At 67.1% G+C, this 23,971-nt stretch carries 30 protein-coding genes, 2 tRNA genes and 1 pseudogene; 24 read left to right on the plus strand and 9 right to left on the minus strand.

All coding sequences use genetic code 11. From position 1 onward, the window contains the following. The first annotated feature begins 17 nt into the window (after positions 1-17). Together ACFQVD_RS15455 and ACFQVD_RS15460 are read left to right on the plus strand one after the other, a co-directional pair. Positions 18-1,004 (plus strand): LacI family DNA-binding transcriptional regulator, encoded by a 987-nt coding sequence (locus ACFQVD_RS15455; RefSeq protein ID WP_343983676.1) that lies wholly within the window; start codon positions 18-20, stop codon positions 1,002-1,004. Positions 1,005-1,560: 556 nt separating this feature from the next. Beyond that, the gene (locus ACFQVD_RS15460; protein ID WP_343983673.1) at positions 1,561-2,166 is read left to right on the plus strand and encodes a DUF6461 domain-containing protein; all 606 of its coding nucleotides are present in this window, start codon (positions 1,561-1,563) and stop codon (positions 2,164-2,166) included. Between the two features lie 39 nt (positions 2,167-2,205). Here the strand turns inward: ACFQVD_RS15460 and ACFQVD_RS15465 are convergent, their stop codons facing one another. Continuing rightward, a complete protein-coding gene (locus ACFQVD_RS15465) occupies positions 2,206-2,364 on the minus strand; it encodes a hypothetical protein (RefSeq protein ID WP_343983671.1) in 159 nt (52 codons plus the stop codon). Positions 2,365-2,533: 169 nt separating this feature from the next. Here ACFQVD_RS15465 and ACFQVD_RS15470 point away from each other — a divergent pair, with 169 nt between their 5' ends. After that, positions 2,534-2,827: a hypothetical protein gene (locus tag ACFQVD_RS15470; RefSeq protein ID WP_343983668.1), complete on the plus strand. Its 294-nt coding sequence runs from the start codon at positions 2,534-2,536 to the stop codon at positions 2,825-2,827. Between the two features lie 325 nt (positions 2,828-3,152). Here the strand turns inward: ACFQVD_RS15470 and ACFQVD_RS15475 are convergent, their stop codons facing one another. After that, on the minus strand, positions 3,153-3,617 hold the full coding sequence (locus ACFQVD_RS15475; protein ID WP_343983666.1) for an SMI1/KNR4 family protein: 465 nt from the start codon (positions 3,615-3,617) through the stop codon (positions 3,153-3,155). Here ACFQVD_RS15475 and ACFQVD_RS15480 point away from each other — a divergent pair. The 3 genes from ACFQVD_RS15480 to ACFQVD_RS15490 all read left to right on the plus strand — a co-directional run bounded on the left by ACFQVD_RS15480 (position 3,594) and on the right by ACFQVD_RS15490 (position 4,852). Further along, positions 3,594-3,959, plus strand: a complete 366-nt coding sequence (locus ACFQVD_RS15480; RefSeq protein ID WP_343983664.1) for a hypothetical protein — start codon at positions 3,594-3,596, stop codon at positions 3,957-3,959. The genes ACFQVD_RS15475 and ACFQVD_RS15480 overlap by 24 nt on opposite strands. A gap of 109 nt (positions 3,960-4,068) precedes the next feature. Continuing rightward, entirely contained in the window at positions 4,069-4,614 is a 546-nt protein-coding gene (locus ACFQVD_RS15485; protein WP_343983661.1) for a tyrosine-type recombinase/integrase, read from the plus strand. A 115-nt stretch (positions 4,615-4,729) separates the two neighbouring features. Next, on the plus strand, positions 4,730-4,852 hold the full coding sequence (locus tag ACFQVD_RS15490) for a hypothetical protein (protein WP_343983657.1): 123 nt from the start codon (positions 4,730-4,732) through the stop codon (positions 4,850-4,852). 334 nt (positions 4,853-5,186) lie between these two features. Here ACFQVD_RS15490 and ACFQVD_RS15495 read toward each other — a convergent pair. Next, a tRNA-OTHER gene (locus tag ACFQVD_RS15495) sits at positions 5,187-5,265 on the minus strand. 391 nt (positions 5,266-5,656) lie between these two features. Between ACFQVD_RS15495 and ACFQVD_RS15500 the strand changes: the two genes are divergently transcribed. From ACFQVD_RS15500 to ACFQVD_RS15545, 10 genes are all read left to right on the plus strand, one after another. Then, a complete protein-coding gene (locus ACFQVD_RS15500; RefSeq protein WP_343983654.1) occupies positions 5,657-6,124 on the plus strand; it encodes a hypothetical protein in 468 nt (155 codons plus the stop codon). A 264-nt stretch (positions 6,125-6,388) separates the two neighbouring features. Then, on the plus strand, positions 6,389-7,624 hold the full coding sequence (locus tag ACFQVD_RS15505; RefSeq protein WP_343983650.1) for a helix-turn-helix domain-containing protein: 1,236 nt from the start codon (positions 6,389-6,391) through the stop codon (positions 7,622-7,624). Positions 7,625-7,714: 90 nt separating this feature from the next. Next, positions 7,715-8,086, plus strand: coding sequence for a hypothetical protein (locus ACFQVD_RS15510; RefSeq protein WP_386368545.1), 372 nt, complete (start codon positions 7,715-7,717; stop codon positions 8,084-8,086). A 232-nt stretch (positions 8,087-8,318) separates the two neighbouring features. Then, a complete protein-coding gene (locus ACFQVD_RS15515; protein WP_343983644.1) occupies positions 8,319-8,714 on the plus strand; it encodes a hypothetical protein in 396 nt (131 codons plus the stop codon). A 308-nt stretch (positions 8,715-9,022) separates the two neighbouring features. Further along, complete coding sequence (gene hemC / locus ACFQVD_RS15520; protein ID WP_343983641.1) at positions 9,023-10,006, plus strand: hydroxymethylbilane synthase; 984 nt, start codon at positions 9,023-9,025, stop codon at positions 10,004-10,006. Beyond that, positions 10,003-10,488, plus strand: coding sequence for an NUDIX domain-containing protein (locus tag ACFQVD_RS15525; RefSeq protein ID WP_343983638.1), 486 nt, complete (start codon positions 10,003-10,005; stop codon positions 10,486-10,488). Before hemC ends, ACFQVD_RS15525 begins: the two co-directional genes overlap by 4 nt. 243 nt (positions 10,489-10,731) lie before the next feature. Beyond that, the gene (locus ACFQVD_RS15530) at positions 10,732-10,875 is read left to right on the plus strand and encodes a hypothetical protein (protein ID WP_343983635.1); all 144 of its coding nucleotides are present in this window, start codon (positions 10,732-10,734) and stop codon (positions 10,873-10,875) included. Positions 10,876-11,074: 199 nt separating this feature from the next. Then, positions 11,075-11,701 carry a hypothetical protein gene (locus ACFQVD_RS15535; protein ID WP_343983632.1) on the plus strand — a complete coding sequence of 209 codons (627 nt, stop codon included), beginning with the start codon at positions 11,075-11,077 and terminating at the stop codon, positions 11,699-11,701. 208 nt (positions 11,702-11,909) lie between these two features. Then, positions 11,910-12,233, plus strand: a complete 324-nt coding sequence (locus ACFQVD_RS15540; RefSeq protein ID WP_343983629.1) for a tyrosine-type recombinase/integrase — start codon at positions 11,910-11,912, stop codon at positions 12,231-12,233. A 386-nt stretch (positions 12,234-12,619) separates the two neighbouring features. Next, a complete protein-coding gene (locus ACFQVD_RS15545; protein WP_343983626.1) occupies positions 12,620-13,231 on the plus strand; it encodes a DUF6461 domain-containing protein in 612 nt (203 codons plus the stop codon). Here the strand turns inward: ACFQVD_RS15545 and ACFQVD_RS15550 are convergent, their stop codons facing one another. Further along, entirely contained in the window at positions 13,232-14,497 is a 1,266-nt protein-coding gene (locus ACFQVD_RS15550; protein WP_343983623.1) for an XRE family transcriptional regulator, read from the minus strand. Positions 14,498-14,939: 442 nt separating this feature from the next. Here ACFQVD_RS15550 and ACFQVD_RS15555 point away from each other — a divergent pair, with 442 nt between their 5' ends. Both ACFQVD_RS15555 and ACFQVD_RS15560 read left to right on the plus strand, forming a co-directional pair. Next, a complete protein-coding gene (locus tag ACFQVD_RS15555; protein WP_343983620.1) occupies positions 14,940-15,224 on the plus strand; it encodes a hypothetical protein in 285 nt (94 codons plus the stop codon). 537 nt (positions 15,225-15,761) lie between these two features. After that, positions 15,762-16,442 carry a hypothetical protein gene (locus tag ACFQVD_RS15560; protein ID WP_343983617.1) on the plus strand — a complete coding sequence of 227 codons (681 nt, stop codon included), beginning with the start codon at positions 15,762-15,764 and terminating at the stop codon, positions 16,440-16,442. Positions 16,443-16,670: 228 nt separating this feature from the next. Here ACFQVD_RS15560 and ACFQVD_RS15565 read toward each other — a convergent pair whose 3' ends face one another. Beyond that, on the minus strand, positions 16,671-17,603 hold the full coding sequence (locus ACFQVD_RS15565) for a GntR family transcriptional regulator (protein WP_386274334.1): 933 nt from the start codon (positions 17,601-17,603) through the stop codon (positions 16,671-16,673). A 47-nt stretch (positions 17,604-17,650) separates the two neighbouring features. Here ACFQVD_RS15565 and ACFQVD_RS15570 point away from each other — a divergent pair. Further along, positions 17,651-17,932: pseudogene (locus ACFQVD_RS15570) on the plus strand (tyrosine-type recombinase/integrase); the annotation flags it as partial. Positions 17,933-18,019: 87 nt separating this feature from the next. Here ACFQVD_RS15570 and ACFQVD_RS15575 read toward each other — a convergent pair. Next, a tRNA-Pro gene (locus ACFQVD_RS15575) sits at positions 18,020-18,096 on the minus strand. A gap of 110 nt (positions 18,097-18,206) precedes the next feature. Between ACFQVD_RS15575 and ACFQVD_RS15580 the strand changes: the two genes are divergently transcribed. The 4 genes from ACFQVD_RS15580 (at position 18,207) to ACFQVD_RS15595 (ending at position 20,617) form a co-directional block, all read left to right on the plus strand. Then, entirely contained in the window at positions 18,207-18,644 is a 438-nt protein-coding gene (locus ACFQVD_RS15580; RefSeq protein WP_343983614.1) for a hypothetical protein, read from the plus strand. A gap of 408 nt (positions 18,645-19,052) precedes the next feature. Then, positions 19,053-19,727 carry a hypothetical protein gene (locus tag ACFQVD_RS15585; protein WP_343983610.1) on the plus strand — a complete coding sequence of 225 codons (675 nt, stop codon included), beginning with the start codon at positions 19,053-19,055 and terminating at the stop codon, positions 19,725-19,727. Between the two features lie 6 nt (positions 19,728-19,733). Further along, positions 19,734-20,420 carry a hypothetical protein gene (locus tag ACFQVD_RS15590; protein WP_343983606.1) on the plus strand — a complete coding sequence of 229 codons (687 nt, stop codon included), beginning with the start codon at positions 19,734-19,736 and terminating at the stop codon, positions 20,418-20,420. Positions 20,421-20,422: 2 nt separating this feature from the next. Then, complete coding sequence (locus ACFQVD_RS15595; protein ID WP_030918893.1) at positions 20,423-20,617, plus strand: hypothetical protein; 195 nt, start codon at positions 20,423-20,425, stop codon at positions 20,615-20,617. Between the two features lie 199 nt (positions 20,618-20,816). Here the strand turns inward: ACFQVD_RS15595 and ACFQVD_RS15600 are convergent, their stop codons facing one another. Together ACFQVD_RS15600 and ACFQVD_RS15605 are read right to left on the minus strand one after the other, a co-directional pair. Continuing rightward, a complete protein-coding gene (locus tag ACFQVD_RS15600; protein ID WP_343983603.1) occupies positions 20,817-21,194 on the minus strand; it encodes an ATP-binding protein in 378 nt (125 codons plus the stop codon). Positions 21,195-21,391: 197 nt separating this feature from the next. Continuing rightward, positions 21,392-22,168 carry a SigB/SigF/SigG family RNA polymerase sigma factor gene (locus ACFQVD_RS15605; protein ID WP_343983599.1) on the minus strand — a complete coding sequence of 259 codons (777 nt, stop codon included), beginning with the start codon at positions 22,166-22,168 and terminating at the stop codon, positions 21,392-21,394. Between the two features lie 193 nt (positions 22,169-22,361). Between ACFQVD_RS15605 and ACFQVD_RS15610 the strand changes: the two genes are divergently transcribed. Beyond that, positions 22,362-22,733, plus strand: coding sequence for an STAS domain-containing protein (locus ACFQVD_RS15610; protein WP_343983596.1), 372 nt, complete (start codon positions 22,362-22,364; stop codon positions 22,731-22,733). A gap of 24 nt (positions 22,734-22,757) precedes the next feature. Here ACFQVD_RS15610 and ACFQVD_RS15615 read toward each other — a convergent pair whose 3' ends face one another. Further along, complete coding sequence (locus ACFQVD_RS15615) at positions 22,758-23,882, minus strand: enoyl-CoA hydratase/isomerase family protein (protein WP_343983593.1); 1,125 nt, start codon at positions 23,880-23,882, stop codon at positions 22,758-22,760. Positions 23,883-23,971 lie beyond the last annotated feature (89 nt).

Here is a 23,971-nt window from a genome sequence, read left to right on the forward strand (position 1 = left end):
CTTGCGAGGGGGACTCGATGGCCAAGAGACGGCGCGTCACCTCCATCGACGTGGCCAAAGAGGCCGGAGTCTCGCAGACCACGGTCAGCTACGTGCTCAACAACGTGCCGTACCAGACCATCCCCGCCGAAACGCGGCAGCGGATCTACGCCGCCGTGGAAAAGCTCGGCTACACCCCCTCGGCGGCGGCCCGGACTCTGCGGCTGGGCCGTAGCGACATCGTGCTGCTGCTCATCGCGAACATGCCGCTGGGCGCCACGGCCATCGAGCTGATCGAACACCTCACCGCCGACCTGGAACAACACGGCCTCAGCGTGATCACCCGTATCGACAGCGGCCGCGCGGTGGCGGCGCTGGGCAAGAGCCTGGCACCGGCCGCCGTGATCTCCTTCGCCCCCGTCTCCGAAGAGCATCGCGCGGATCTGCGCAGCGCCGGTGTGTACGTGGTCGACGTCTGGGGCGACAACGACGACGGGCCGAACGTGATGGCGCGCGGCCAGTTCCGCATCGGCCGCATGCAGGCCGACCATCTGGTCTCCCAAGGGCATACGCGGCTGGGATACGCCGCTCCCGCCGACCACCGACTGGGTCCGTTCCTCGACCCGCGTCTGGAAGGCGTCAGGCGCGGCTGCGCCGAACACGGTTTCGCCTCACCGTCCGTACGGCAGGTCGCTCTGGAGACCGCCGCCGCCGCCGACGCCGCGCACGCCTGGCGGGCGGAGGGCGTCACCGCGGTGTGCGCGTTCAACGACGAGGTCGCCATCGCCCTGCTGGCAGGCATACGCGCCACCGGCCTGTCAGCTCCCGGCGACCTGGCCGTCATCGGGGTGGACGACATCCCCCTGGGCCAGTTCGCCGAGCCGCCGCTCACCACGATCAACCAGCATATGGACGCCATCGCCGCCGAACTGACCGATGCGGTGCTCGACGGCCTCAGGAGCCCCAGCAGCCGACGCGCCGTGCCGTCGGAGAGCGCGACCCTGGTGATCCGCCGCTCAGCCTGATCCGCGCGCAGGAGGCCTCTACCCGCTCCTGTTCGAGGAGACCGCCGGCTGCAGCGCCTGGATCGTCCCCAACCAGTACCAGCGCACGCAGCTCAACCGGTTCGGCCGAGCGCTCAACCAGAGTCTCGCCCAGAGCGCGGCGAGGCCCGGCTTCCAGTTCGTCGACGCCCGGTCGTTCTTCGCCGGGCACGCTGTCTGCTCCCGCCAAGCCTGGATCCACCCCGTCCTCAACCCCACTCCGCTCCACCCCAACGCCAACGGCTACCGGTTCGGCTACCTGGCCGCGCTCAACTCGGTGACCGGCTGATCCAGCATCCGCCCGGTGAGGTCCGGATCCGCGACGTCCACCGCCGGTTCGAACCTGCGCCCTTTGCCCCCAGGCAGACCAGGAGGGCGGGAGCATGCCTGACAGTCCACAGTGATCCACCGGCGTCCAGCCTTGTTCGGAGTCGTTGTCACCCAAGGGCATCACTCGACGTTCCTTCGCCGGCCGGGGGCGAACTTTTTTGTCGGTGACCACTGCGATCATGCTGCTCACTTGATCAAAGGAGTGGCGATGACAGAGACCCCCGAAGAATCCCCCTGGCTCTCCGAACACGAAGCACTGGGTGAAATCTACTGCGTGTCCTTCGTTCGGGATCTCTCCCCGGAGGAGGTCCTCCGCCGGTTCGGCGTAGACGAGAGCACCATGGAGGAGGTCACGTCCGACGAGTTGGGCGAGCGCTCGGTGGAGAGCATGAGGGACGACGCGGCCGGTTACATCGGCGCCGTGAAGGTCGGTGACTGGACCCTGGTCATCGAACCAGGAGGATGGAAGATCGCAGTCGACTCCGAGATCATGGCTCGGGTCTCGCGGGGAACCGAGGTCGTGTCGGTCTGCCGTCATGACTACGCCTCGGACACTTTCGCCTACATCGTCGACGGGCAGCCGGTCGTCTGGTTCGACCCGATGCTTCCGGACGCGCGGTCAGGCAATGATCCGGACCGCTTCGTCAAGGAGATGCGCGAAGTCGGCCTGGACCCCGAGTACGACATCGACGACTCACACATCGACTTCCCGATAGAGCGCTCGTTCGCCTTGGCGAGCAGGATCACCGCTCTTCCCTTCTCCCCAGAGATGCTGGAGCTGCGATTCCTCGGCGCAGAACCGCTGGAGGACTGATCGGCAGGTCCCCGTATGGAGACTGGCCGGTCAGCGGGCTCAGGCGCTCATGGGGTAGCGGGTCAGCAGTTCCCGTACCTCGGGAACGTCAGCGTAGGGCTTGAGACGGGCCAGGCGCCGGTGAGGTCGGCGGGCATGTCCAGCGATCCGCGACACCGTGTGCGCCGCCTCCTCCGGCTCGAAGGTGCGGCAACGCACCTTCCCCGTAGTCGCGTCGCACAGCGGGGCGCTCAGGTGTTCAGGCCCGGCGAAATAGCCTCGACGAACGCACCATCCGGCCGAAATATGGAGAACCGGTATCTCCTCAGGCCCGGTAGCCGGTGCTCATCTGAAGGTGTTCTCCTTCCCGGATGTGAGGGGTCCCACGATGAAGATCCGCCGGTTACATTCCGCTGTACTCGCCGTGGCGCTGGGCGCCGGTGTCCTGGCCGGTACCGCACCCGCCTTCGCCGCCACCCAGACCGGTGCGGCCGTGACCGCCGGGGGCTGGCCGACACCGGACTGGTACCTGCAGGGCCCCTACCAGACCCTGGCCGCCTGCGACCTCGCCTACCAGGACGCCGCGCAGAACGGTCAATACACCGGGCTCCTCTACTGTCACTGGTTCCGCGGGGGTGGCCCTTATCCGGCGGGCTTCTACTACGAGGTGTACATTCCCTGAGTTTCAACAGGTGTGACGGGCGAGCCCCCAGGAGAACTCGGCGCGCTCCCGGTCCAGTCGGTCAGCCTTCGGATCCGCATTGACCTTGGCCAGGCGGGCCGCAGCCTCTCGTACGGCGAGAGCGACGTCCTTCTGTGACAGCACGACCGGTCAAAGCTGAAGTTCATATCTTCCAGTGCCTGTCGGCCATCCTCATGAGCACCGGTCGGATCCTCGGGCCTTTCCCCTTGAGTGTGGACACCGATCCGCTGACCGGGCTACCGGGCTACACACCGTGAGAGAGCACATCCCATGTGTTGCATCGGGGTGCGTCGTGACCATTGCCTCAAGCTGCGTCGAACCAAGGCTTGCCGGCAGCCCAATGCTTGACCCATCCGGCGAACCCGGGATTTCCCGTGGTGAAGCCGAACTCGGCGCCGAAAGGGACGGCTCCTTCGCCGCTGATCTGCCAGACGTGCCCCCGATGTGGTCCGCTGACGATGAGATGCCAGTACATGGCGCACCCGTCGGTGCCCAGAACGATCGAGCCATGGTCGTAGACCTGCTCAAGAACAGGATCGACCTCCTCCTGAGGACGAGGATCTTCTTCCCACATCCACATCTTCGTCAGCGGAAAGGGCTGGGCCAAGACCCGCCGCGGTCGGCCATCTCCCCAGTCACCGGGCAGATCAGCCAACGGCACAAGCCCGTAGCCCGGCGGCCCCGAGTCGGACCCGTCGCAGATCTCGGCGACGAACGTTCGATACGGCTCCGGCAAGACGATCCCATGCTCTGCCTCGAAGGCGTGCACGGCATCCCAACCCAGTGGTGGTTCACATGCCTCGACATCGAAGGCGGCGCGAAGAGCGGCAAGGCCGGCAGGGTCGGCGTGATCAGTATCCATGCGGCCAATGGTTATCACCACTCGCAGACAAAACGCATCGACGAATTCTTAGTCCGGAAAAGCAGCGTCGTCCTGACCGAAGAGACCGCCGCAGCGCTCCGTGTGAAGGGCGTGATCGTGAAGGTTGAGCACCGCGACATCGACAAGCCGGTCTTGCCCTCCGCCCCCCGCGGCGATGCACTCGCAGTCCTTTGCGGGCAGCTTCGAACGAGGCATCAGCGGGCGCCTAGTTTGAACATGGTCACTTAGTGCTTGCCGAAGCCTTGGTCACGTCCGCCCCAAGGCATGGGTGACAGGTGCTACTTTCGGTCAGTCTGTCGTGCGTCGTTTGCGGGTATCACATGTCAGGCGGCCGAGATTGGCCCTGATCGATCTCATCGGTTCCCGTACGGAGGAACTGCGGGCGCTCGTCTGGTCAGAGGTGGATCTCGGCGGCAAGCCCCGTACCGACACCCCCATGGATCGCCGTGTGGCGCTCCGTACGGGAAGGTGGCGACACCAAGACCCGGAAGTCACGAGACCTCTCGCGCTGCCCCGTCGCTGCGTCGAAGCCCTCCGGGAGCACCGGACGCAGCAGGCCAAGGAGCGGGAGACGGCGGGCGCGAAGTGGACGGAGAACGATCTCGTCTTCGCCTCCCTGGGCGGCACTTCCCTGGACTCCCACAACGTACGGCGGGCGTTCCGGAGGATAGTGAAGGACGCCGGGCCGCCCGCGAAGGACTGGACGCCTCGGGAGACGCGGCACAGCTTCGTCTCGCCGCTCTCCAACTCCGGCGTACCCCTGGAGGACATCGCGCGACTCGTCGGCCACAGTGGGACGGCGGTGACAGAGGCGGTCTACCGAAAGCAGATCCGCCCGGTCCTGCTCGGCGGTGCGGAGGCGATGGACCGGATCTTCACGTGATGGGAGCGATAGTCACTCAGATTGTCACCCACCTTTGAGCTATCGGGCCGTGGTTCGGCGAACTCGGGCACTGCTGCGAGGTCTGCTGTGCCCGTAGGGAGGTGCTCCCGCGCGGGTGGCGTCCCTGACCCGGCAGTGGGCGCAGAAGCAGTTGAAGAAGCTGGTTGAGGCCGAGGTGCTGGGCTACGGCGACGCCGAGCAGCGGTACCTGATGCCGGAGCGGCCCGACGTCGGCTGAGCGCCACGGGTGTCGGGACCTTAGCTCCTTGACGAGAAGAAGAGGTCAGGAGTCCGGCCTGTACGCGCGAGGGAGCTGGGGACGCACGTACATATTGGCCGTGCGTCCCTTTGGTTCGGCCCGTACGCGCGGGGAGCTGACTGATCTTTTTCCCCAATTGAGGAACCGGCCTCGGTCCGGCCCGTACGCGCGCGGGCCGCGGTTGCCCTGCTTCGTGAGCAGGGATGGGTGATGACGCTGCTGCAGCGAGAATCATTCGTCGCCGACCGGGAAAGCTGGCCGGCGGACTAGCGTGAAGAGAGCCCCGCTCGTCACGAAAGACGAGGGGGCTCTGTGTTCTCGGCCGGATTCGAACCGGCGTCTGGGGCTCCCCGAGGGGATGCCCCGATCCTAGGCCGCTGGACGACGAAAACACCTGTGATCAACTTACAGGCTGCGTGGTGACCAGCACCACGCAGGCCAAATCAGCATTACCGGCGCACTTCTCCCCTGCCGCCACACCGACGACAAGCCCCGTACGGCTGCGCGTGGGCTGCACGCGAACAACTTTTGATCTTGCTGCCACGGGGGCCACGGCCGGGTGCCACACCCCTGCCACGACGGGTGCCACGGGGGTGCAACGAGGTGTGGCCCCCCTTCTGACCTGTAACCCTCTCACGTGTGGCACCCCCCTCCGCGAGGGTGCCACACCTGCACAGACACACCAACCGCCGCGGTGTCCGGTAGTGGACGGAATGGCAACCCGGGGGCATCCCCAGCCGTCTCACAGGCGCTCTATCCCTCACCCCCCGAAGGAACTCGCCCGTGCGTCTCCCCTCCGCTCTCACCGCCGCAGCGCTGCTGTTCACCCTCACCGCGTGCGGCGGACCCACCACCGACCTCGACGCCGCCGGCGTCATCAAGGCGCTCACACAGCAGGGGCTGCCGGTCACGCTCACCGTGACCTACACCGCGGAGACCGACCCGAACAAGCAACTGGGCCGCCCGAACGGCTACACCTCAAAGGCGGCGTTCACCGACAGCCGCATCAACGCAGCCGACGTGGCCGGCAAGAAGGAGGGGGATGTGGGGCTCGGCGGTAGCGTCGAGGTGTTCGACGAGGCCGACCAGGCGCAGCAGCGGGCCGACTACATCCAGGGGATCGGGAAGAAGATGCCGGTGCTCGGCGAGTACGACTACGTGGCGGGGCCTGTCCTGTTGCGGGTGTCGAAGGAGCTGACGCCGGACCAGGCCGAAGCGTTCGAGACGGCTCTCGGCGAGATCGTGCAGTGACAGCTCTTGGGTGATGCCCTGTCGAGATGCTCGGCGGGGCATCGTCATGTTCAGGGCTGGTTTCCCACATCCGCAGGACAGTGGAGTAACTACCGGGAATTGTTGTTCCCGCAAGCTACCAGCTAGTAGATCGGCGCTCGCGAGGCCTGCAGGGCGGAGACTCCCCGATCCACTACGCCTCACCATGCGAGGCGGATCCTCGCACGATGAAGGCCCCGCACCGTAGCCTGAGGTTGTCTAGACGCTCAGGAAGGTGAAGGGCCTATGAGCAACGCTACCAACGAACCCCTCGGCCCGGTACTCACAGTAGGACAGCGGATCCAGTTCCTCCGTGAACGGCGAGGCATGACCAGAGAAGTCCTCGCCGGCCTGGTCGGCAAGTCCACGTCCTGGCTCAAGCAGGTCGAAACAGGCCGCCTCCAGCAGAACCCCCGGCTGCCGATCCTCCTGCAGCTCGCCGAGGCGCTGCGTGTCCGAGACCTCTCAGAACTGACAGGGGATCAATCCATGCCAGTGCGGATGTTCAGCGGCCCGGGTCACCCCGCCCTTGAGGACGTACGGGCAGCGATCAACTCAACATCGCTGGTTCCGGCTGGCACGGTGCAGCCGCTCACCACGTTGCGCGCCCGCCTGGACGCCGCCTGGCAGGTCCGGCATTCCTCCCCCGACCACCGGACCGCCCTCGGCCAGCTGCTGCCAGGCCTCCTGCGCGACGTCCAGCTCGCCGCGGCGATGTACCGCGACACCGACCGGCGCCGGGCGCTCGCCCTGCTCGCCGAGACCTACGGCCTCGCGCAGATGTTCCTCGCCTACCAGCCCGCCCAGGACCTGCTCTGGCGGGTAGCTGACCGGGCGTTGGTAGCCGCACAGGAATCAGAGGATCCGCTCGCGCTCACCTGCGCTGTATGGTTCCTCGCCCAGGCTCACCGAGACACCGGCGACTTCGACGCCGCTCGGGACATCAACCAGCAAGGTATGGCTGCTGTTCAGCCGCACCTCGACGACGCCGGGGTAGAGCTGCTCGCCATGTGGGGTGCGCTCTCCTTCGAGCTGGCGTTCACCTCCGCCCGGCTCGGCGACACCGGGGACGCGTGGCTGCACTGGGAAGAAGCAGCCCGGATCGCCGAGCGGCTCCCCGCAACTTACTACCAGCCCTGGACATCGTTCTCTCAGGTCATCATGGGCGCTCACGCCGTCACCATCGCCGTTGAACTCCATCAGGGAGGTGAGTCCGCGCGGCAGGCTGACAACGCACTCTCCGCCCCGATCCCTTCCCGGCCGCGCCGGGGCCGTCATCTCATCGAGGTTGCTCGCGCTCACCACCTGCAGCGTGACCACACAGCCGTCCTTGGAACGCTGGAGCTCGCCCAGCACGTCGCGCCCGACACGATCAAGTACAACGGCTACGCCCGTCGACTGACCCTGGAACTCACCGAGGGCCCGGCGTCTCTCCGTCCGCAGGCACACACGTTGGCTGACCGAATCGGCCTTCTGGCCTGACTGCAACTAAGGGACACAAACCGTGCCCCTCGGTGCATGGCTTGCTGCATAGCGTCACGTGTCTCCGGACACAGACACGATGAAGGAGCCATGGTGAACGCGCCCCTACATGTCCAAGCCGAAGAATGCAGCGACGCGACGGCGGAGAAGCACGCCGGGGCGTTGGGTGCTGTGCAGCAGCTCCTGAAGGTCGAGGGAGTGCACTCGTACGCCGTCCACACCATCGGCCTGAAGTTGTCCGGCGAGGAAGGCCGGCCGATCCTGCTGGGGAAGCCCAAGCTGTACGCCCCCGAGCTGGTCGTTTGCGGCGGTGCCGGATCGGTGACCGCCACGGTGACCATGGGGGCGCGCTCCGGCTGCTACCTGGTATCCCTGCGGGACGGCCCCGACCTGCAGACAGTGCGGGAGCCTCAGCAGGTCGCGAACCTGATCCTCACCGCTCGGCCAGGCAGCGGGTCATGACGGTCGCCGCGCCGACACAGCTGCGGGTTCCCTACGTCATCGCCCACGCCGGCGAGGCCGCACCGCAGCCCCTCCACTTCGTACGTCGCCTGCTCGGCGGCGGGGTGCGGCTCGCCTACGACGTTCCGCGACGTGGCGATGTGGTGCGCGGCGTGTTACGCGTCCGCGTTCTGAACAATCGCCGGGGGCGCCACAGTGGCGGAAGCTCAACACCCTGCGCCAGTGGCGTTGCATGGAAAAGCTACGCTGCCAGGTCTGCGGGAAGGTCGCGACCGACCCCGCCACGGGACGCACCCCCTGGATCATGACCGACACCGCGTTCCGTGAGATCCCCGGCGACTCCACCGGCGGCCTCACCAGTGCGCCGCCGACCTGCTGGGCGTGCGTTCCTGAGGCGTTGGCCACCTGTCCTCAGCTTCGTGTCTCCTCGACGGTTTGCACCGTCGCTCGCGCCGAGCCCGCCGCCGTGCTGGCCGACATGTTCATGCCCGGTCCGGGCCGGAGAGCTGTCCCCACAGGCGAGTACAGCGTCGAGGTCAGCTTGAACGATGAGGCGCTGCTGCCCTACGCGCTGGCCACACAGCTGATCGTCCAGGTTCACGACCTCCAGCCGGCGGACCAGGGCTGAGGGACATGATCCTCGAAGCGTTCAGGAGAGTCTCCGACGCCATCACCGTGACCATCCTCCTGGCCATCGTGGCCGCCATCGTCGACTCCTTCGTGAGGGACTGGCGCAACGGTGGCATTGGGACTCCTGGCGCAACCCTTGAAGCTCCCGCAGGCGGTGGTGCACAACCAGGAGGCCCCCGTAGAGCCGGCCGCGATGATGGTGACCCGCTGGAGGCGTTGGTGGGGACACCATCCGATGGCCATCAGCACACCTTCACTTCGCCACACTCCGTAGCCATCACTTCTCTTACAGAGAGCCTCGATCCCATGACCGACGTGTTCCTCAACCGATTCGCCGACACCCCGCTCCGGATCGGCACCCGCACCTCCACCCTGGCCAAAATCCAGGCCAACCATGTCGCCGACATGATCACCAAGTTCGCGCCCGGTATCCCGATCGAGATCGTGCCCACACAGGTCAGCGCCGACCTGTGGCCCGGCGACCTGGCCGAGATCGGCGGCAAGGGCGCCTTCAGCAAAGAGATCGACAGCGCCCTGACCAGCGGCCGGATCGACATCGCCGTCCACTGCGTCAAAGACGTCCCCGGTGATGTCCCCCTGGCCGAGGGCACCGCGTTCGGCGCCTACCTGGAACGAGACGACGTCCACGACATCGTCGTCACCCGCGACGGCGTCGCCCTGTCCGACCTGCCCGCCGGATCCCTGATCGGCACCAGCTCCGTACGGCGTCGCGCACAGCTCAGCATCCACCGGCCCGACCTGCGCACCGAACGCATCCGCGGCAACGTCGACACCCGCCTGACAAAGCTCGACGAGGACGGCAAGTACGCCGCGCTGATCCTGGCCCGCACCAGCCTGAGCCGCCTCGGCATTCTGGACCGCCACCACGAGATCCTGCCCCTGGAGTTCCACACCACAGGCGAAGACGTGTCCATGGTGCCGCCCGTAGGCGCCGGCGTCATCGGCATCCAGGCCCGCCAGTCCGACGCGCCGGTCATGCGACTGCTGGACGAGCTCAACCATGTACCCACCGCCCGGCACGTCCTCGCTGAGCGCACCATGCTGCATATGCTGCGCGGCCACTGCAACTCCCCGATCGCCGGACATGCCTGCACCACCGCCGACGGGAAAATGAGCCTGTTCGGCATGGTGTTCAACCGTGACGGCAGCGCGTTCGTCCGCTCCCACGCCTGGGGAGAGCACACCGACCCGGCCACCCTCGGCGCCCGCGTCGCCGCCGACCTGCTGCACCAGGGCGCCCGCAACCTGATCACCGCCACCCGGAAATGACCTCGGCCGAACCGTACGGCTGCGCCGTCACCGCCCATCTCCTCGCGTGCGACGAGGTGGGCCGGTGGCTCATCCTGCGCACCACCAGCGACCACAACCGGTGGCAGCTCCCCGGCGGACGTATCCGCTGCGGCGAGAGCCCGGCCGCCGCGGCGACCCGCGAGGCCCGCGAGGAGACTGGTCTGCTAGGCCTGTGTGCCCGTCGTCTCATCACCGTCGCGTGGGTGCCGGCCAGCAGCCCCGACCGCCGCGACCGGATCGCCTTCATCTTCGCCACGCGCACCCTGCTGCCCGAGGATGTAGCTGCTCTCACCCTGCAGACCGATGAGGTTGACGACTGGCTGCTGTTGCCCGCGCAACACGCGAGCACCCGGCTGCACCCACTGGTCGCTGAGAGGCTCACCGAGGCAGGTCGATACGGCCCAGGACACTACATCGAGCAAGACCCAGCATCGAGGCGCGAAAGAGCTCTGATGCCGTGACGGCCACAGACGCCCTACCTGCGCCGGACTAGCGCGCCCTCAACTCCCGCGGGCGGTGGTGCACACCGGGACCGCTCGCGGGGCAAGACGCGGCCGGGTGACGTCTCAGGGACGGGACGTTCGCTGAACAGCCGGCCGCGGACGGTGCCCTCGCCTCGACTCGTCCTCCGGGCGGGGGCACCGCCATGTTCACGGTGTCTCACGGGTGCCGGTTCCACCTTGACGGAATGCGAGGTGTCCCAGATGGGACAGGTGAACAGCCAGCAGCCTCGACAGGCTGGCGCGTTCCGCTGTGAGGCGGATAGTAGAGACGTGTCTGCACAATTGGTTGGTGTGATCATCGGTGGCGTGCCCGCGACGATCGGCGGGCTGCTCGGCCAGATGTAGGCGGCGCGAGCCACGGACGCGAACCACCGGAGAGCATTTGCGGCGGGCAGCCTGCCGCAACCCGCCTTGGGTAGCCGAGCGGAAGCAGTTTCACCAGTTGAAAAACCTGATGCCCCAACCTGATCGGCATGTCTAGGCAACCAGGACGTATTCGGCGGCGTCTTCTCCCGTCCGTATCTTCTGCCCCTGGAGTACCTACATGCGCTCCCTTCGTACCCTCGCCGCCCTCGCCGCGCTGGCATCTGCCGCCCTGCTTGCTCCCCCTGCTCAGGCTGCAACGACCGTGCAGGCGTCGGCCGCGACGATCTACCGCGGGGAAGGTGACCAGCTCCTGCGGATCCGCGCCACCACGAAGCCGGGCACCGTGAAGATCACCCATGATGGGGAGGGGTACTTCTCGGTGTGGACTCTCTCCCCGTCAGGGAAAGAAGACGACCTCCTGGCCAACCAGGTAGGCGCCTATAAGGGGACCGCCCCGTTCAACACCAGCACGTCCAACAAGACCGCCGCGTTCAGCATCAAGGCCGACGGCGCTTGGACTCTGCAGGTGCTGCCCCTGACGAAGGCGCGTTCCTGGTCGATTACCAGCCGCGGCATAGGTGACGACGTGCTCCGGTTGAGCAGCACCAGCCGCGGCCTGCACCGCCTGAAGATCCGCCACAGCGGCGACGGCTACTTCTCAGTGTGGACGCTGGACGCGAACGGCCGGACTCACAACCTGGTGGCGAACAAGGTCGGTGCTTACAACGGTGCTGTCTCGCTGCCTCCGGGCGCCCGGTACGCGTCGATCAAGGCCAACGGCGCCTGGTCGATCGTCCGCAGGTAGACCAGACACGACAGGACCCCGCCTTACACAAAGGGCGGGGTCCTATCGCGGTCAGCCTCGGCTATAGCGCCGCATCGCGAGCCGAGCGGAGATCTCCGAGATGTCGAACTCAGAGCGAACGACCATTCCATGCACATGCACATGCACGTCACCGCCACGCGACACCAGCGAGGACGATCCACCTGGGGACGAGGATCCGTCTCCCGCCGTGGCCCCTCAGGGTGAGGGATACGAGAACAGCGGCTACGTCCTGGTCAACGAGCTGGGGCACCCCTGGAAGACGGACAAGCTGCGCCGGGAGGCGTACAAGCTCATGACGGCGGCTGGGGTGCGCAAGGTGCGGCTGTACGACGCGCGCCATGCGTGCCTGTCGTGGATGGCGAACAATGGCGTGCCCGACACGGTGGTATCAGCGTGGGCGGGTCATAGCGACTTGTCGTTCACGAAGCAGGTCTACGTCCACCCGGATCCCGAGAGTCTCAGAGCGAGCCTCAGAGCGGGTTCCGACAAGCTCGGCGAGCTGTTGGGCTAAGCAAGATCAAAGTCGGTATGTGAGAAAATGTGAGATGACGACCCTTGGAAACAATCAAGGGCCCCACCTCACCGAAGTGAGATAAGGCCCTGACCTGGGCTTACAGCCCCTTTCAACCGTCGGGACGACAGGATTTGAACCTGCGCCCCCTTGCCCCCCAGGCAACCCAGCAGGGGGCGGGACCTTGCCTGATACCCGCCCCCACCTGGGCATACGGTCCATGGTGATCCACCGGTGTCCGGGTCTGTACGTGGCCGTTGTCACTCAGTTCGTCACTCAGCAATCCCCTCTGCCTGGACTCGTCAGAACCACTTCCGCCATCGGACAGCATGATCCTTGTCAGTGACGGTTGGCATCATGACGCCTAGCTGATCTAGGGAGTTATGGTGACAGACCCAGACGCGGAATTTCGCTGGCTCGACGACGTGTGGGCAGGTGAGATCTACTGCGCGTCCTTCGTACGAGATCTCACCCCGCGCGAGGCGCTTACCCGGTTCGGGACCGACGCGAGCACGATCGAAGAAGTGACCTACGGAAAGGTGTGTGAACGTGCGGTAGCAGGCCGGGAGGCCTCCCCGAGAGCTCTTCCCGGCTACATCGGCGCCGTAGAAGTCGGCGGCTGGACGCTCATCGTCGAACCTCTGGGATGGGGAGCCGCCGGTCCGGATGCGCGGGCAAGGATCTCCCGTGGAACAGAGATCGTGGTGATCACTCGGCATGATTACTCCAGGCAGGAGTTCATCCACGAGATCGACGGAGAAACGATCACATACTTCGATCTCATTGCCCCTGAGCTGCGCTGGGGCAGCGATCCAAACCGTTGGGTGGACGCCATGCGTGAAGTGGGGCTGGATCCCGACCATGACGACTCCACAGGTCCGCACCCGGAATTCGCGTTCGCGAACGTGTTCGCCCTGGCCAGCAAGGTCACCGGTGTCCGCTTTTCAGCGGACATGCTGGCCCGGTCCTTCCTTGGTGCGGAGACCAACGAGAAATGATCACCTCGTCTGATCGCCGGTCCGGCCAGCAGCCGTAAGAACCTCCTGCAGGGTGGTCGCCTGAGGTGACTTCCTCTGCCGGAGAAGGGCTGTGACATCGACCAGTTCCTTGCGGGCGTGTCGGTTCAGTTCGACGGCGTCGGCCACGATGGGCAGGCTCACCTGTAGGGCTGCCGTCGCGTCTCCGGCCTCGGCGTGGGCCTTGGCCAGACACGAGCCGTACCAGGCACGATCCCGCTTGTAGGTCTCCGGCAGGCCGGACAGTCCATCCGTCAGCAGGTCGATCGCCTTGGGCCAGTTGGCAAGATGCAGCTCGGTCATGCCCCGCTGTAGGCGGAACCAGGTCTCGTCGTAGAAATACATCCACACCGGCTCGTCGTCGGCGTGCTCGGCGGCCCGGCGGATCAGCGCCTCGGCCTCGTCCAGCAGCGTGCGAGCGGGCCTGGCATCGCCAGCGAGCGCATGACCTCGGGCGGCCATCTGCGCGGCCATCCCCCGCACGCCCGGTGTCACCCTGCCGTCGTGCCAGCGGGCCGCGTCGGCGAGCCGTACGCACCTGCGGGCGTTGCCCGCGCTCCATGCCTGGTGGGCCTTCATGCTGAGTGTGGTGGTGGCCATGTTCACGTCGCCGATCTCCAACGCCCAGTCATGGGCGCGGTCGTACCAGGCGAGCGCGGCGGCCTGGTCGTCGACGTCCAGGGACATCCACGCGACGAACTGGGCGTACTGCGAGGCCAGGTCGACCACCGTGTCGGCCAGCGATCCGCGGGCGCCCTGGGCGAGCTCGACCACCACGCCGAGTTGTTGCCGCACGATGCCAAGCAGCGGGCGGGAGCCGATGGTGTCTTCGACCTTGCGGTGTTCGGCAAGACAGGTCGCCAGCCAGTCCACGGTGCGCTGATCCACCCGGCTGGGTTGCTGGACGCTGCGGGCGATCCGCTCGAACAGGTCGGCATCGGGTGCGACGGTCGGCAGGGGCAGCGCGGGTACCGGGAGGCTGGGGCGCTCGGCGAGGTCGAACAGGTCGGCCTCGGTGCTCCGCAGCGCGCGGGCGTACAGCAGGCGGTAGCGCTCGCTGGGGTAGTGGTCGCCGCGTTCCCATCCCCGGATCGTCCGAGTGAGGTCGTCGATGCCAGGCAGCTTGCCGCGCTGCTTCCCGGCGACTTCCTTGAGCCGACGTGCCATGTCGGCCACGGTGCCGACCTTGGCCTTGCGCTCGTCGCGCAGCCGTACGGCCCACTCGGGGGGTGTTCCTGGGGTGCCCATCGTTCACCTCCGGATATTCGCGGATACGGCCGTATCCCTGGCTGTCTCCTATTGTCATCGTGCCCTGCCGGAGTGCGGCGGCTTAGCTGAACGTGATGATTACTTCACGGGTTTCGACGGCTGACGATCCGGCTCTGTGCTCGATGCAACGGCTTCACACGGAGCTTGAGAGTCTCGGCATCGCCTCTGATGTCCACCATGGGCACGGTGCGGCCCTGCTGAGCGTATGGGTGGACCTGCTCGTGTGGTCCGACGGCTTTCGCTTCATGTGGTGGAACGGCGAGCACTCCGCGCGGACGGACCGCAGGAAGTACGCCGCTCACACGGCGGACAACCCGGCGACAGCCGCTCGCCGAATCGCCGCCCGCTGCGCCGATCTCCGCACGACGCACCCCGCGCCCCCTCCCCCTCCCACTCCCAGAGCGGGGGCGGCGCCGTTGTGATGGTGCTTGAGACGTGCGTGATCCCGCACCTGGGCATGGCGCAACGTGATCATGTTCGGCTCGACTGGCACAAGCCGCACCACACGTTGGAGCGGGTGCGGCCGGTGGCGTGGACGTGCGTGTGTCGTGCCACGGTCTATGAACTGTGCGAGGGCGGCGGACGGGCGTTCATCCGGCGCACCACGCAACTCGACGGCGGCCACCAGGTGGACGAAAGTCACCGCTGGTCGATCGCTGAGGCTCGGGCGACCTGGGCGGCGCTGCTGTCCGGGAAGGCCCGGTAGAGACGGGCGTGGCGGCGTGTGCTTCGGAGAGACGGCGTCGCCACGCCTGCCAGGAGTCCACCATGCAGGCTCCTGGCCCATTCCTCCCCCGCCCCCGATAGCTGCCAGATTGTGTGTCCCGGCCGAGGGGTCAACTCCGTCTTCGCGTGTCCGTCCGCCCCGACGTGCGCAGCAACCCTCACCCAACAGGTACGGACGGAGTTGACGCCGACCGAGGGACACGAACACTCCGGTAGCGGGGGCGGGGGAGTCACGGCCCGCAACCCTGAAAACTGTTCAGCGGGAGCGGAGACGGCCGGCGCAATGCCGAAGGCACCCCGAAGGGGCCGCGAAGCGGTTGGGCCGGCGGTCGGAGCGGCAGGCGGCAGCGCGTACCAGGGGCGGCGGGGCGTGTCCCGCCGTGCGGCGGCGCGGAGCGCTGCCGCTTTAAACCAGTAAAGAAACTCTGAGCCAATGTCGATCACGGACGTAGATCGTTGCTGGATCGCTACAGGTGCTCCTCCCATTGTTGAGAAGGGTGCACCTAGAGTGGCTGGGGTGATCACTAAGTGTCCGTTTCTTCTGGCGGCCGTCTTAGCTGGATCGCTGCTGGTGCCGAGTCCCGCTCTGGCCGAGAAGTCGTCTGCCTTGAGGTCTCCCGATCCGCTCAAGGCGGCCCTCCTCTCGCCGGAGGATCTCGGGAACGAGTTCACCCGTCGCGGGTACCGCACCCGTGGTCTGCTGAGCCCCACCTTCACCCGGATCAAGAAATGCGGCACAGCCGTCAAGAGCATCGCTGCGGTTTATCGGGCCAAGGCCGCGACAGGGTTGAAGCACAAGGATCGGTGGGAGGGGATCAGCGAATACATCGTGAGCGGCACCGCCAGCGAGATCTCCGCCTTGGAACGCGCAGCCAAGGCTATGGTCCGCCATTGCCACAAGATCACGGTCAAGACGGACGGCTCTAAAGACATCATCCGCAAGCTGTCGATCGGTCGGCTCGGTGACAGCGTGCATGGAATCAAGTTCCGCAGCGGGTTCCCTAACAGCAATCTGGAGCGGGACGCCGAGCTGCCAGCGGGAATGATGGTCGCGATCGACGTTGTGATCATTCGGGTGGGGAACACCATGATCGCGTTGGAGCATGACGGCAATGTCGGTGAGTTCGACCCCTCGCTCACCAAGTCCGCCGCCCAGACGGCTGTGACACGACTTCATCAGTCTCTGCAAGACAACTAAGATCACTCGCCAGCCGGGCGCTCGGCTGGCGAGGCGTCCCTACACGCCGCCGTTCACGACAAGTACGAAACCTTCAAGGTCGTGGCCCGGACCACCACGCAGGAAATGTCCCGGATCAAGGCCAAAGTGCACACTGGGAAGAGAAGATCGTCTAGGCCGTGTCAAGCATCATCTGAAACTGATCCGTCAAGCATCAAGTGAGATCGGACAGTCGGTCACAACGATCTGTCACAGCAGGAACAGGATGCGGCCGGTCGGTTCAGGGTCGGGCTTCTCCTGGAGTTGTTCAGGATCGTGGATGTCGGGGTCGAATCCCTCAGGCAGGCTGGTGAGGTTTTCGCGGGCGTAGACGGTCTCGAAGCGTTCGGCGTCGGCCTTGATCTCGGTCATCTCCAAGGGGCGGCCGTCTTTGTCGGCGAGAATGCGCCGGATGATCAGGATGGGGCTGCCGACCGACAGGGCCATCAGGTCGCGCTCGTCTGCGTAGGGCATGCGGGCGGTGACGCTGGTCTCCCAGGTGGCAGGGCCACGCCCGCTGGTGATGGTGTCGTAGAACGACGTCTGAGTGAGCGCGTGGACGAAGGCTTCGTTGACGGCCTGCTTGGTGGTCGGGGCGGGGATGATCTCGGGGACGGTGTAAGAGTTGATGGTGATGATCAGGCCGGTGGTGGTGTGGCGCCATCGGCTGTGGCGGTGAAAGACAGTGTGGCCGGTGCGCAGGCCAAGGGTGCTGGCGATGTCACGGTTGGCGGCACTGAACTCGCTGCGGCTGTAGGTCTGCTGGCCTTCGTCGTCGGCGTGGGGGGTGGCGAGCTGGGTCCAACCCCACTGGCGGGCGGTGGGGATGAACTCCGGGTCGGCGATGTCGTGGCGGGGCCAGGTTCCGAGCAGGATCGCGTGACGGTCGGGGACGGCACGGACGAAGGTGCCGCGTCCGCGTACCACGCTGACGAGTCCTTCGCCGACCAGGGCTTTGACGGCATCACGAACGGTGGGGCGCGACACGCTGTAGCGGGCTGACAGGGCGGTCTCGCTGGGCAGGGGTGCGCCGGGGGTGTAGCGAGCCTCCAGGATGTCGGCGCGCAGCGATGCGGCGATGACCTCCCACAGGGGGCGCTGGGAGTCGCTGCGTCGAAGCCCTCCGAGAGCACCGGGCCCAATAGGCCAAGGAGCGGGAAGCTGCGGACGGGAGGTGGAGGGAGAACGATCTCGTCTTCGCCTCCCTCGTCGGCACTCCCCTGGACTCCCACAACGTACGGCGGGCGTTCCGGAAGATCGTGAAAGACGCCGGGCTGCCCGCGAAGGACTGGACGCCTCGGGAGATGCGGCACAGCTTCGTCTCGTTGCTGTCCGACTCCGGCGTACCCCTGGAGGACATCGCGCGACTCGTCGGCCACAGTGGGACGGCGGTGACGGAGGCGGTCTACCGCAAACAGATCCGCCCAGTCCTGCTCGGCGGTGCGGAAGCGATGGACCGGATCTTCACGTGATGGGAGCGATAGTCACTCACTTAGTCACTCAGAATGCAGAAAGGGTGTCTCCCTTTCGGGTGACACCCTTGCCGACCAGCTGAAACCTGGTCGGGACGACAGGATTTGAACCTGCGACCCCTTGACCCCCAGTCAAGTGCGCTACCAAGCTGCGCTACGTCCCGGTTGTGCTGCGCACCTCTCGGGTGCACGTCATAACCTTAGCGCAGATCGGGTGGGCTTCGCACACGGCGACGTCCGTCAGGACAGGCGATCGCGCGAAAGGTGAGGGTGCGTGGGGCGCAAGGCGTTGATCGACCAGGAGGAGCTGCGGCGACTGGCCGGACGAGGGCTGTCGAACGCGGAACTGGCGGCGCGGTTCGGGGTGAGCGAGTCCGGGATCCTGCAGGCGAAACGGGCCGCCGGGCTCTCGAAGCCGATGCTCGATCACTCGCGGGCCATCCCCTGGAAGCTGGACCGCGCGCACAGCCAGTCGGGGCCCGCGACGAACCTGCGGAACCTGTCGTCCGTGGCGCAGGGGCGGGCGATCCCCACCGAGAAGCTCAACACCGCGCTGCGCTGGGCCGGGCGGCTGGTCGCCGCCGGGCTGGACGTCTCGTACGAGTCCGGCAGGGGGTTCAGCGAGGTTCCCGCCTCCACGGATGACTGGCTGGCCGCCAGGGTGCTGGCCGAGGCCCGCAGAGCTCTCGATCTCCCCGAGGAGCAGGCCTGACGGGCCGCCCTTCAGCCCCGGCCGGGGAGAGCCGAGCACTCCGCGGACCGGGAATGAAGGGCCTGGCACCGGTTCGCCCTTCGGGAGTGCGAGCCCGGCCTGGGGAGCAGGCACCGGTTCGCACTCCGGGGACCGCTCCGATTCCCACACCGAGGGTGCAGGTCCGGCCCACAGGCCGGTAAGTAGGAGGTCGGCCCGGGATTCCGGCCACGTGAATTCATACGCGGCCGCCGAAGCCGGGAACCGCATTCGAAAACGCAGTAAAAGAATATCCAATACCCGACAGGACCTGCCAAAACATCAAATCTAGATGAAGTGGCGGGAAGGCAATAAATGTCGGCAGCCGGTTTCGAGGCCTGACCCCAGGGCAGCGCACGGGGACAAGCGCCTACACAACCGGAGGCAGACATGTCCACCGTGATCTGGGTGGCCGTCGCGGTGGTGGTGATCGCCGTAGTCGGCTATCTCGTGCTGCAGCAGCAACGCCGGCATCGACTTCGTGACCGCTTCGGCCCCGAATACGAACGTACCCTGCAGGAGCGTGACAGCAGGCGCGACGCCGAGCAGGAGCTCAGAGCCCGCGAGCAGCGCTTCAGCTCCCTCGACATCCGCGCTCTGGACGCTCAGACACGCGAGATCTACGCCCGGAAGTGGATGGAGGTCCAGGAACGTTTCGTGGACGCTCCCGGTTTCGCGGTGACGGAGGCCGACCATCTGGTGACTTCCGTGATGGCCGAGCGGGGCTACCCGACCGAAAACTTCGAGCAGCGGCTCTCCGACCTGTCCGTCGCGCACGGCCGCACTCTCGACCACTACCGGCAGGCCCACGAGATCAGCAGCAGGGCCGCCCACAAGGAGGCCTCCACCGAGGAGCTCCGGCAGGCCATGGTGCACTACCGCGCCCTGTTCGAGGAACTGCTCGCGGCTCCCGGCAGCGAGGTGAACGGTGAGCGGAGTCCCCAGCACGCCGATCTCGCCGACCGTGACCCCCGTCACCATGACCCCAGACAGACGAACGCCGCCGCCCCCGAGACCACGGACGGCAACGAGCGAGCCTACCGACGCGATCCCCAAGGACGGTGACCCGACGTGAACAGTCGACTCAACCCGGACAACGACCGGCTGGTCCACAAGACCGACGAGGACATGGCACCCGAGTTCCAGGAGCCACACCACGGTGACGCCTCGCGCGTCGCCCCGGACGCCGACACGCGCGACCCCCTGACCGGCGATCGGGACGACGTCATCACCGGCGAACCGGTCGGCGACCGGCGCGGTGTGCCGGCCGACCTCGACGGCGACGGGCTTCCCGGTGACCCGGCCGTCACCCCGGGCGCAGCCGTGACCGGCACCGGCGTGCACGACGCCGTGCCCGCCACGGGCTCCCCGGTGACCCACGGGCTCCCCGGGAGCGCCGCGGACCGGCGGGGCGACGTACTCGACGAGGACGCGGCCCTCGTCGACGGCGACCGGGCCGGCCGGGCACCCGGCACGGCCGAGACCCTCTTCCACCATGACTCCGACGATGTGCTGCGGCGCTGGCAGGAGGTCCAGGCCGGGTTCGTCGACGACCCGCGTGACGCGGTGCAGCGGGCCGACTCCCTGCTCGACGAGGTCACGAGCTCCTTCAGGAACGCCCTGGAGGCCCGGGCCACCGAGCTTCAGGGACGCTGGAAGAACACCGAGAAGAACGACACCGAGGATCTGCGGACCGCCCTGCGCGACTACCGCGCGACCCTGGAGCAGCTTCTGCACATCTCCGCTGGGACGAGGTGACCATGCTCGCCATCGCCGCCGCCGTCGTGTTCGGTCTCGGACTCCTGCTCGACCTGGTCAACACCAGGATCGGCGGGATCAGCGGGACGACCTTCCTGCTCCTCGGACTCCTCCTCCTCGCTCTGCACCAGGCCGGGATCGGCTCGGCCGGCCCCCGGACCACCACCGGGGGCGGAGGCTGGCGCCGCAGGCGCTGACCCCCGGTACGACCGTCGAACGGGAAGGGGCCCCGTCCACATGGACGGGGCCCCTTCCCGTTCGAACCGCCGAAAACGGTTCGGAGCGTCAGCCGTCAGGAAGTACATCGACATCGAAAAGCGCCCGGATCGGAGTCCGGGCGCAGACGGAGAAGCCGTTCCTCCGGCCCGGAACGGCCGGAGGAACGGCTAGAGGAGGCTAGACCTTGAACGACATGGTGATGAACGTGCCCGCGGCCCCGGTCTCGAACTTGATGTCGGAGCTGACCATCCGGGCCACCCACAGGCCCATGCCGCTGGTCGCGTGCGGCCCCGGGGGTGTCTCCCCCGGGGACGGTCCGGGGTCCCACTGACCCTCGTCGTGGATCTCCACGACGAGGGTCCGGTCGACGGTCCACATCCGCAGCATGGCCTTGGCGGTGGCGTGGCCGTGGGTGACCGCGTTGGTGGCCACCTCGTTCAACGCCACCAGGAAGTCGGCGAGTCCGTCCTGTGACATGCCACTCCGCACGGCCTGGACGGCGGCGAAGTCGCGTACGTCGGGAAGATCGGGAAGACAGAAGGCGAGTTCGGCCACGGCGGTCCCCGCGGGAGAAACCCTGGAACGGGCGCCACTCGCCGTGAAGCGAGCCGGACGAACACCGTCCTCGTTCACCCGAGATCCGCCTCCCCTGTCCCGGTCCGCTGTCGTCCTCAACATCCGGGATTCGTTCAAACGCACCTTACGCCACGTCCGTTGTCGCCGACTGGGGTGCCCGGTAACAGGCTGTGTATTCAGCATTCGGCGACAAGCTCCGCACGGAGCTGGTCGAGCACCTTTCGCAGGATACGGGAGACGTGCATCTGGGAGATCCCGAATTCCGCGGCGATCTCGGCCTGGGTCATGTTTCCGAAGAAGCGCAGCAGCAGGATGTTCTTCTCCCGCGTCGGCAGCTTGTCGATCAACGGCTTGACCGCCTCGCGGTCCACGAGGGTGCCCAGCGCGTCGTCCTCCTCGGGGATGACGTCGCCAAGCGCCGCCGCGTCGTCGTCGGCGCCGAGGGGGGCGTCCAGCGAAAGCGCGCTGTAGGCGGCGGAGGCATCGAGGGTGAGCAGGACGTCCTCTTCGGAGATGTGCATCTTCGCGGCCAGCTCGGCGACCGTGGGGGCACGGCCGAACTCCTGGCTGAGATCGGCTACCAGGCGGTTCAGCTCGGCCCTGCGCTCCTGGTAGACGCGGGGGACGCGAATGGCCCAGGTGCGGTCGCGGAAGTGGCGCTTGACCTCACCGGTCATGGTGACCACGGCGTAGCCGCGGAAGGGGTGCCCGAGGGTCGGGTCGAAGCCGTTGATGGCCTTCATCAGCCCCACGTACGCGGCCTGCAGGAGATCCTCCATCGGCTCGCCGCGGTAACGGTAGCGGCGGGCGATCTCCATGGCGAGGTGGCGGTGCATCTCGACGATGCGCTCGCGCAGGCGCTCGGCACGATGGTCGGATACCTCGGGCAAAGACATCTCGGCGAGGAGGTCCTCAGCGGTCATGTCGGTGATGTCGAGTGCCTGAACAGACATTGCTGCTCCCTGGTATTACTGTCGGGCGAGCCGACCACGGAGCAACGTCCGGGCAGACGGCATCGCCTCGACCGATTTTCGAGGCGAGGCCCTCTGCTGGACCTCTGGTTCCACTATTCCCCTGAATCCTGGAGTATTACTCGCCCGCAGGTAACAGTAAGGTTGCTAATCGAATGGTGCGAGGAGGCTCTGAGTGACGGTGTCGGAGAACGGCGAGAGATCTGCAGCCCTGACTCTCACGTCGGCGCTCGTCAGTGGGATCAACGTGATCCGGGTGACGGGCCTGCTGGACGCGACGACAAGGGAGCAGTTCGCCGACTACCTGGCGGCGCAGACGGGCGAGCACGGCCTGGACATGGCACTGGACCTGGGTGGCGTGACCTTCATGGACTCGCGGGCGTTGGGGCTGATCGTCCACCACTGGCAGCTCAGCACCACCGCCGGCGCCAAGTTCGCGCTCATCGGAGTGGAGTACGCCAAGACCAAAGTGATGTGGATCACCGGTCTGGCCCAGCGGCTGCCCCTCTACGACACGATCGACGACGCGATCGCCGCCTTCGGCTAAGGCGTTCTCTGTGGATCCCTCCGCCTACCGCGGCCGCCCGGACGGCGCCATGGCTCCGTCATGAGCTCCTCCTCCGCCTGACGGGCATCCGAACCCCGACGGCATGACCTCGTCGACCAGCCCCCACGACAGGGCGGTCGCCGCATCGACGGGCTCGCCGGTCATGGCGAGGTAGAGGGTGCGCCAGCGACCGACACGCCGGGGGATGCCGACCGTGCCGCCCGCGCCGGGAATCAGCCCCATGCCGATTTCCGGCAGGCGGAAGGTGGCCCCGGGATCGGCGATCACGGTTCCGGCGAAGGCGGGCAGCTCGATCCCGGCACCGACGCAGCTACCGTGCACGCGCACCTCGACCCGGTCCGCGAGCTCGTGAACGAGCCTTCCGGCACCGCCGCGGGTGCGCACCAGATGCGCGGTGGTGAGATCAGGAGTGGTGCCGAACTCGTCGAGGTCGCCCCCGGAGCAGAAGGACGGCCCGGCACCGTCGATCACCACCCGGGTGACGGTGTCGTCGAGCACCGCGAGGCGCATGGCCTCGACCAGGGCGTCACGGACCTCCCGTCCGTAGGCGTTGCGCCGCTCCGGCCTGTTCAGCGTGATCAGCAGACGGTCGCCGACCCGGTCGATCAGCACCGGTGGTGCCGTCGTCGCCGGTACCGGCCGGCGACGACGGCCCTCAAGCCAGCGGCGGAACTCGGGGCCGCCGAGCAGGGTCGAGTAGGCGAGGGATTCGACGTCCAGAGCGGTGGTGACCTCCAGCGCCTCCGTCATCCTGAGGAGGGCGCCGAGAACGACGGAGGCCTGCGGGTTGCGCAGCGCCGCGCTGTGCACGGCCGTGAGCCGCTCCTCGGGGTCGGGAACGACGACGCACTCGCGTCCGGCCGGCCCGGCCGGCCCGGCGAGGGTCAGATCCAGCGCGCGCGTCAGATCCGCCGCCTGTGCGGGCAACGGCTTCCCGGCGATCCCGATCAGCAGCCGGTCACAGGCGCGTGCCCGCGTCACCGCACGGTCCAGCGTCACCGCGTCGGCGCCGCCGTCCAGTTCCACCCCCACGATCGGCTCGCACACCCCTTTGGACATGTCGAGCAACGGGCCGTCGGCGGCACCGTCCGCCAGTTCGGCGACAGAGACACGCAGCAGGTCAGCCACCTACTCCCCCACTCCGTCGATGGATCATCGGCTTCCCTTCCCCCTGCCCCGTGGGCCCGGTCGTCCCTACGGCTCACCGCCCCCGGCAC

The sequence above is a fragment of the Streptosporangium amethystogenes subsp. fukuiense genome (genome assembly GCF_042665875.1).
Classification (GTDB): domain Bacteria; phylum Actinomycetota; class Actinomycetes; order Streptosporangiales; family Streptosporangiaceae; genus Streptosporangium; species Streptosporangium fukuiense.

Excerpts from the sequence above, each read along its gene's own strand:
- ACFQVD_RS15535 (WP_343983632.1), top strand. The coding sequence starts at position 11,075 with ATGCGCTCCCTTCGTACCCTCGCCGCCCTCGCCGCGCTGGCATCTGCC.
- ACFQVD_RS15480 (WP_343983664.1), top strand. The coding sequence starts at position 3,594 with ATGCTCTGCCTCGAAGGCGTGCACGGCATCCCAACCCAGTGGTGGTTC.
- ACFQVD_RS15460 (WP_343983673.1), top strand. The coding sequence starts at position 1,561 with ATGACAGAGACCCCCGAAGAATCCCCCTGGCTCTCCGAACACGAAGCA.
- ACFQVD_RS15515 (WP_343983644.1), top strand. The coding sequence starts at position 8,319 with ATGGAAAAGCTACGCTGCCAGGTCTGCGGGAAGGTCGCGACCGACCCC.
- ACFQVD_RS15525 (WP_343983638.1), top strand. The coding sequence starts at position 10,003 with ATGACCTCGGCCGAACCGTACGGCTGCGCCGTCACCGCCCATCTCCTC.
- hemC (WP_343983641.1), top strand. The coding sequence starts at position 9,023 with ATGACCGACGTGTTCCTCAACCGATTCGCCGACACCCCGCTCCGGATC.
- ACFQVD_RS15595 (WP_030918893.1), top strand. The coding sequence starts at position 20,423 with ATGCTCGCCATCGCCGCCGCCGTCGTGTTCGGTCTCGGACTCCTGCTC.
- ACFQVD_RS15605 (WP_343983599.1), bottom strand. The coding sequence starts at position 22,168 with ATGTCTGTTCAGGCACTCGACATCACCGACATGACCGCTGAGGACCTC.
- ACFQVD_RS15470 (WP_343983668.1), top strand. The coding sequence starts at position 2,534 with ATGAAGATCCGCCGGTTACATTCCGCTGTACTCGCCGTGGCGCTGGGC.
- ACFQVD_RS15505 (WP_343983650.1), top strand. The coding sequence starts at position 6,389 with ATGAGCAACGCTACCAACGAACCCCTCGGCCCGGTACTCACAGTAGGA.
- ACFQVD_RS15510 (WP_386368545.1), top strand. The coding sequence starts at position 7,715 with ATGGTGAACGCGCCCCTACATGTCCAAGCCGAAGAATGCAGCGACGCG.
- ACFQVD_RS15555 (WP_343983620.1), top strand. The coding sequence starts at position 14,940 with ATGGTGCTTGAGACGTGCGTGATCCCGCACCTGGGCATGGCGCAACGT.
- ACFQVD_RS15550 (WP_343983623.1), bottom strand. The coding sequence starts at position 14,497 with ATGGGCACCCCAGGAACACCCCCCGAGTGGGCCGTACGGCTGCGCGAC.
- ACFQVD_RS15585 (WP_343983610.1), top strand. The coding sequence starts at position 19,053 with ATGTCCACCGTGATCTGGGTGGCCGTCGCGGTGGTGGTGATCGCCGTA.
- ACFQVD_RS15530 (WP_343983635.1), top strand. The coding sequence starts at position 10,732 with ATGGGACAGGTGAACAGCCAGCAGCCTCGACAGGCTGGCGCGTTCCGC.
- ACFQVD_RS15455 (WP_343983676.1), top strand. The coding sequence starts at position 18 with ATGGCCAAGAGACGGCGCGTCACCTCCATCGACGTGGCCAAAGAGGCC.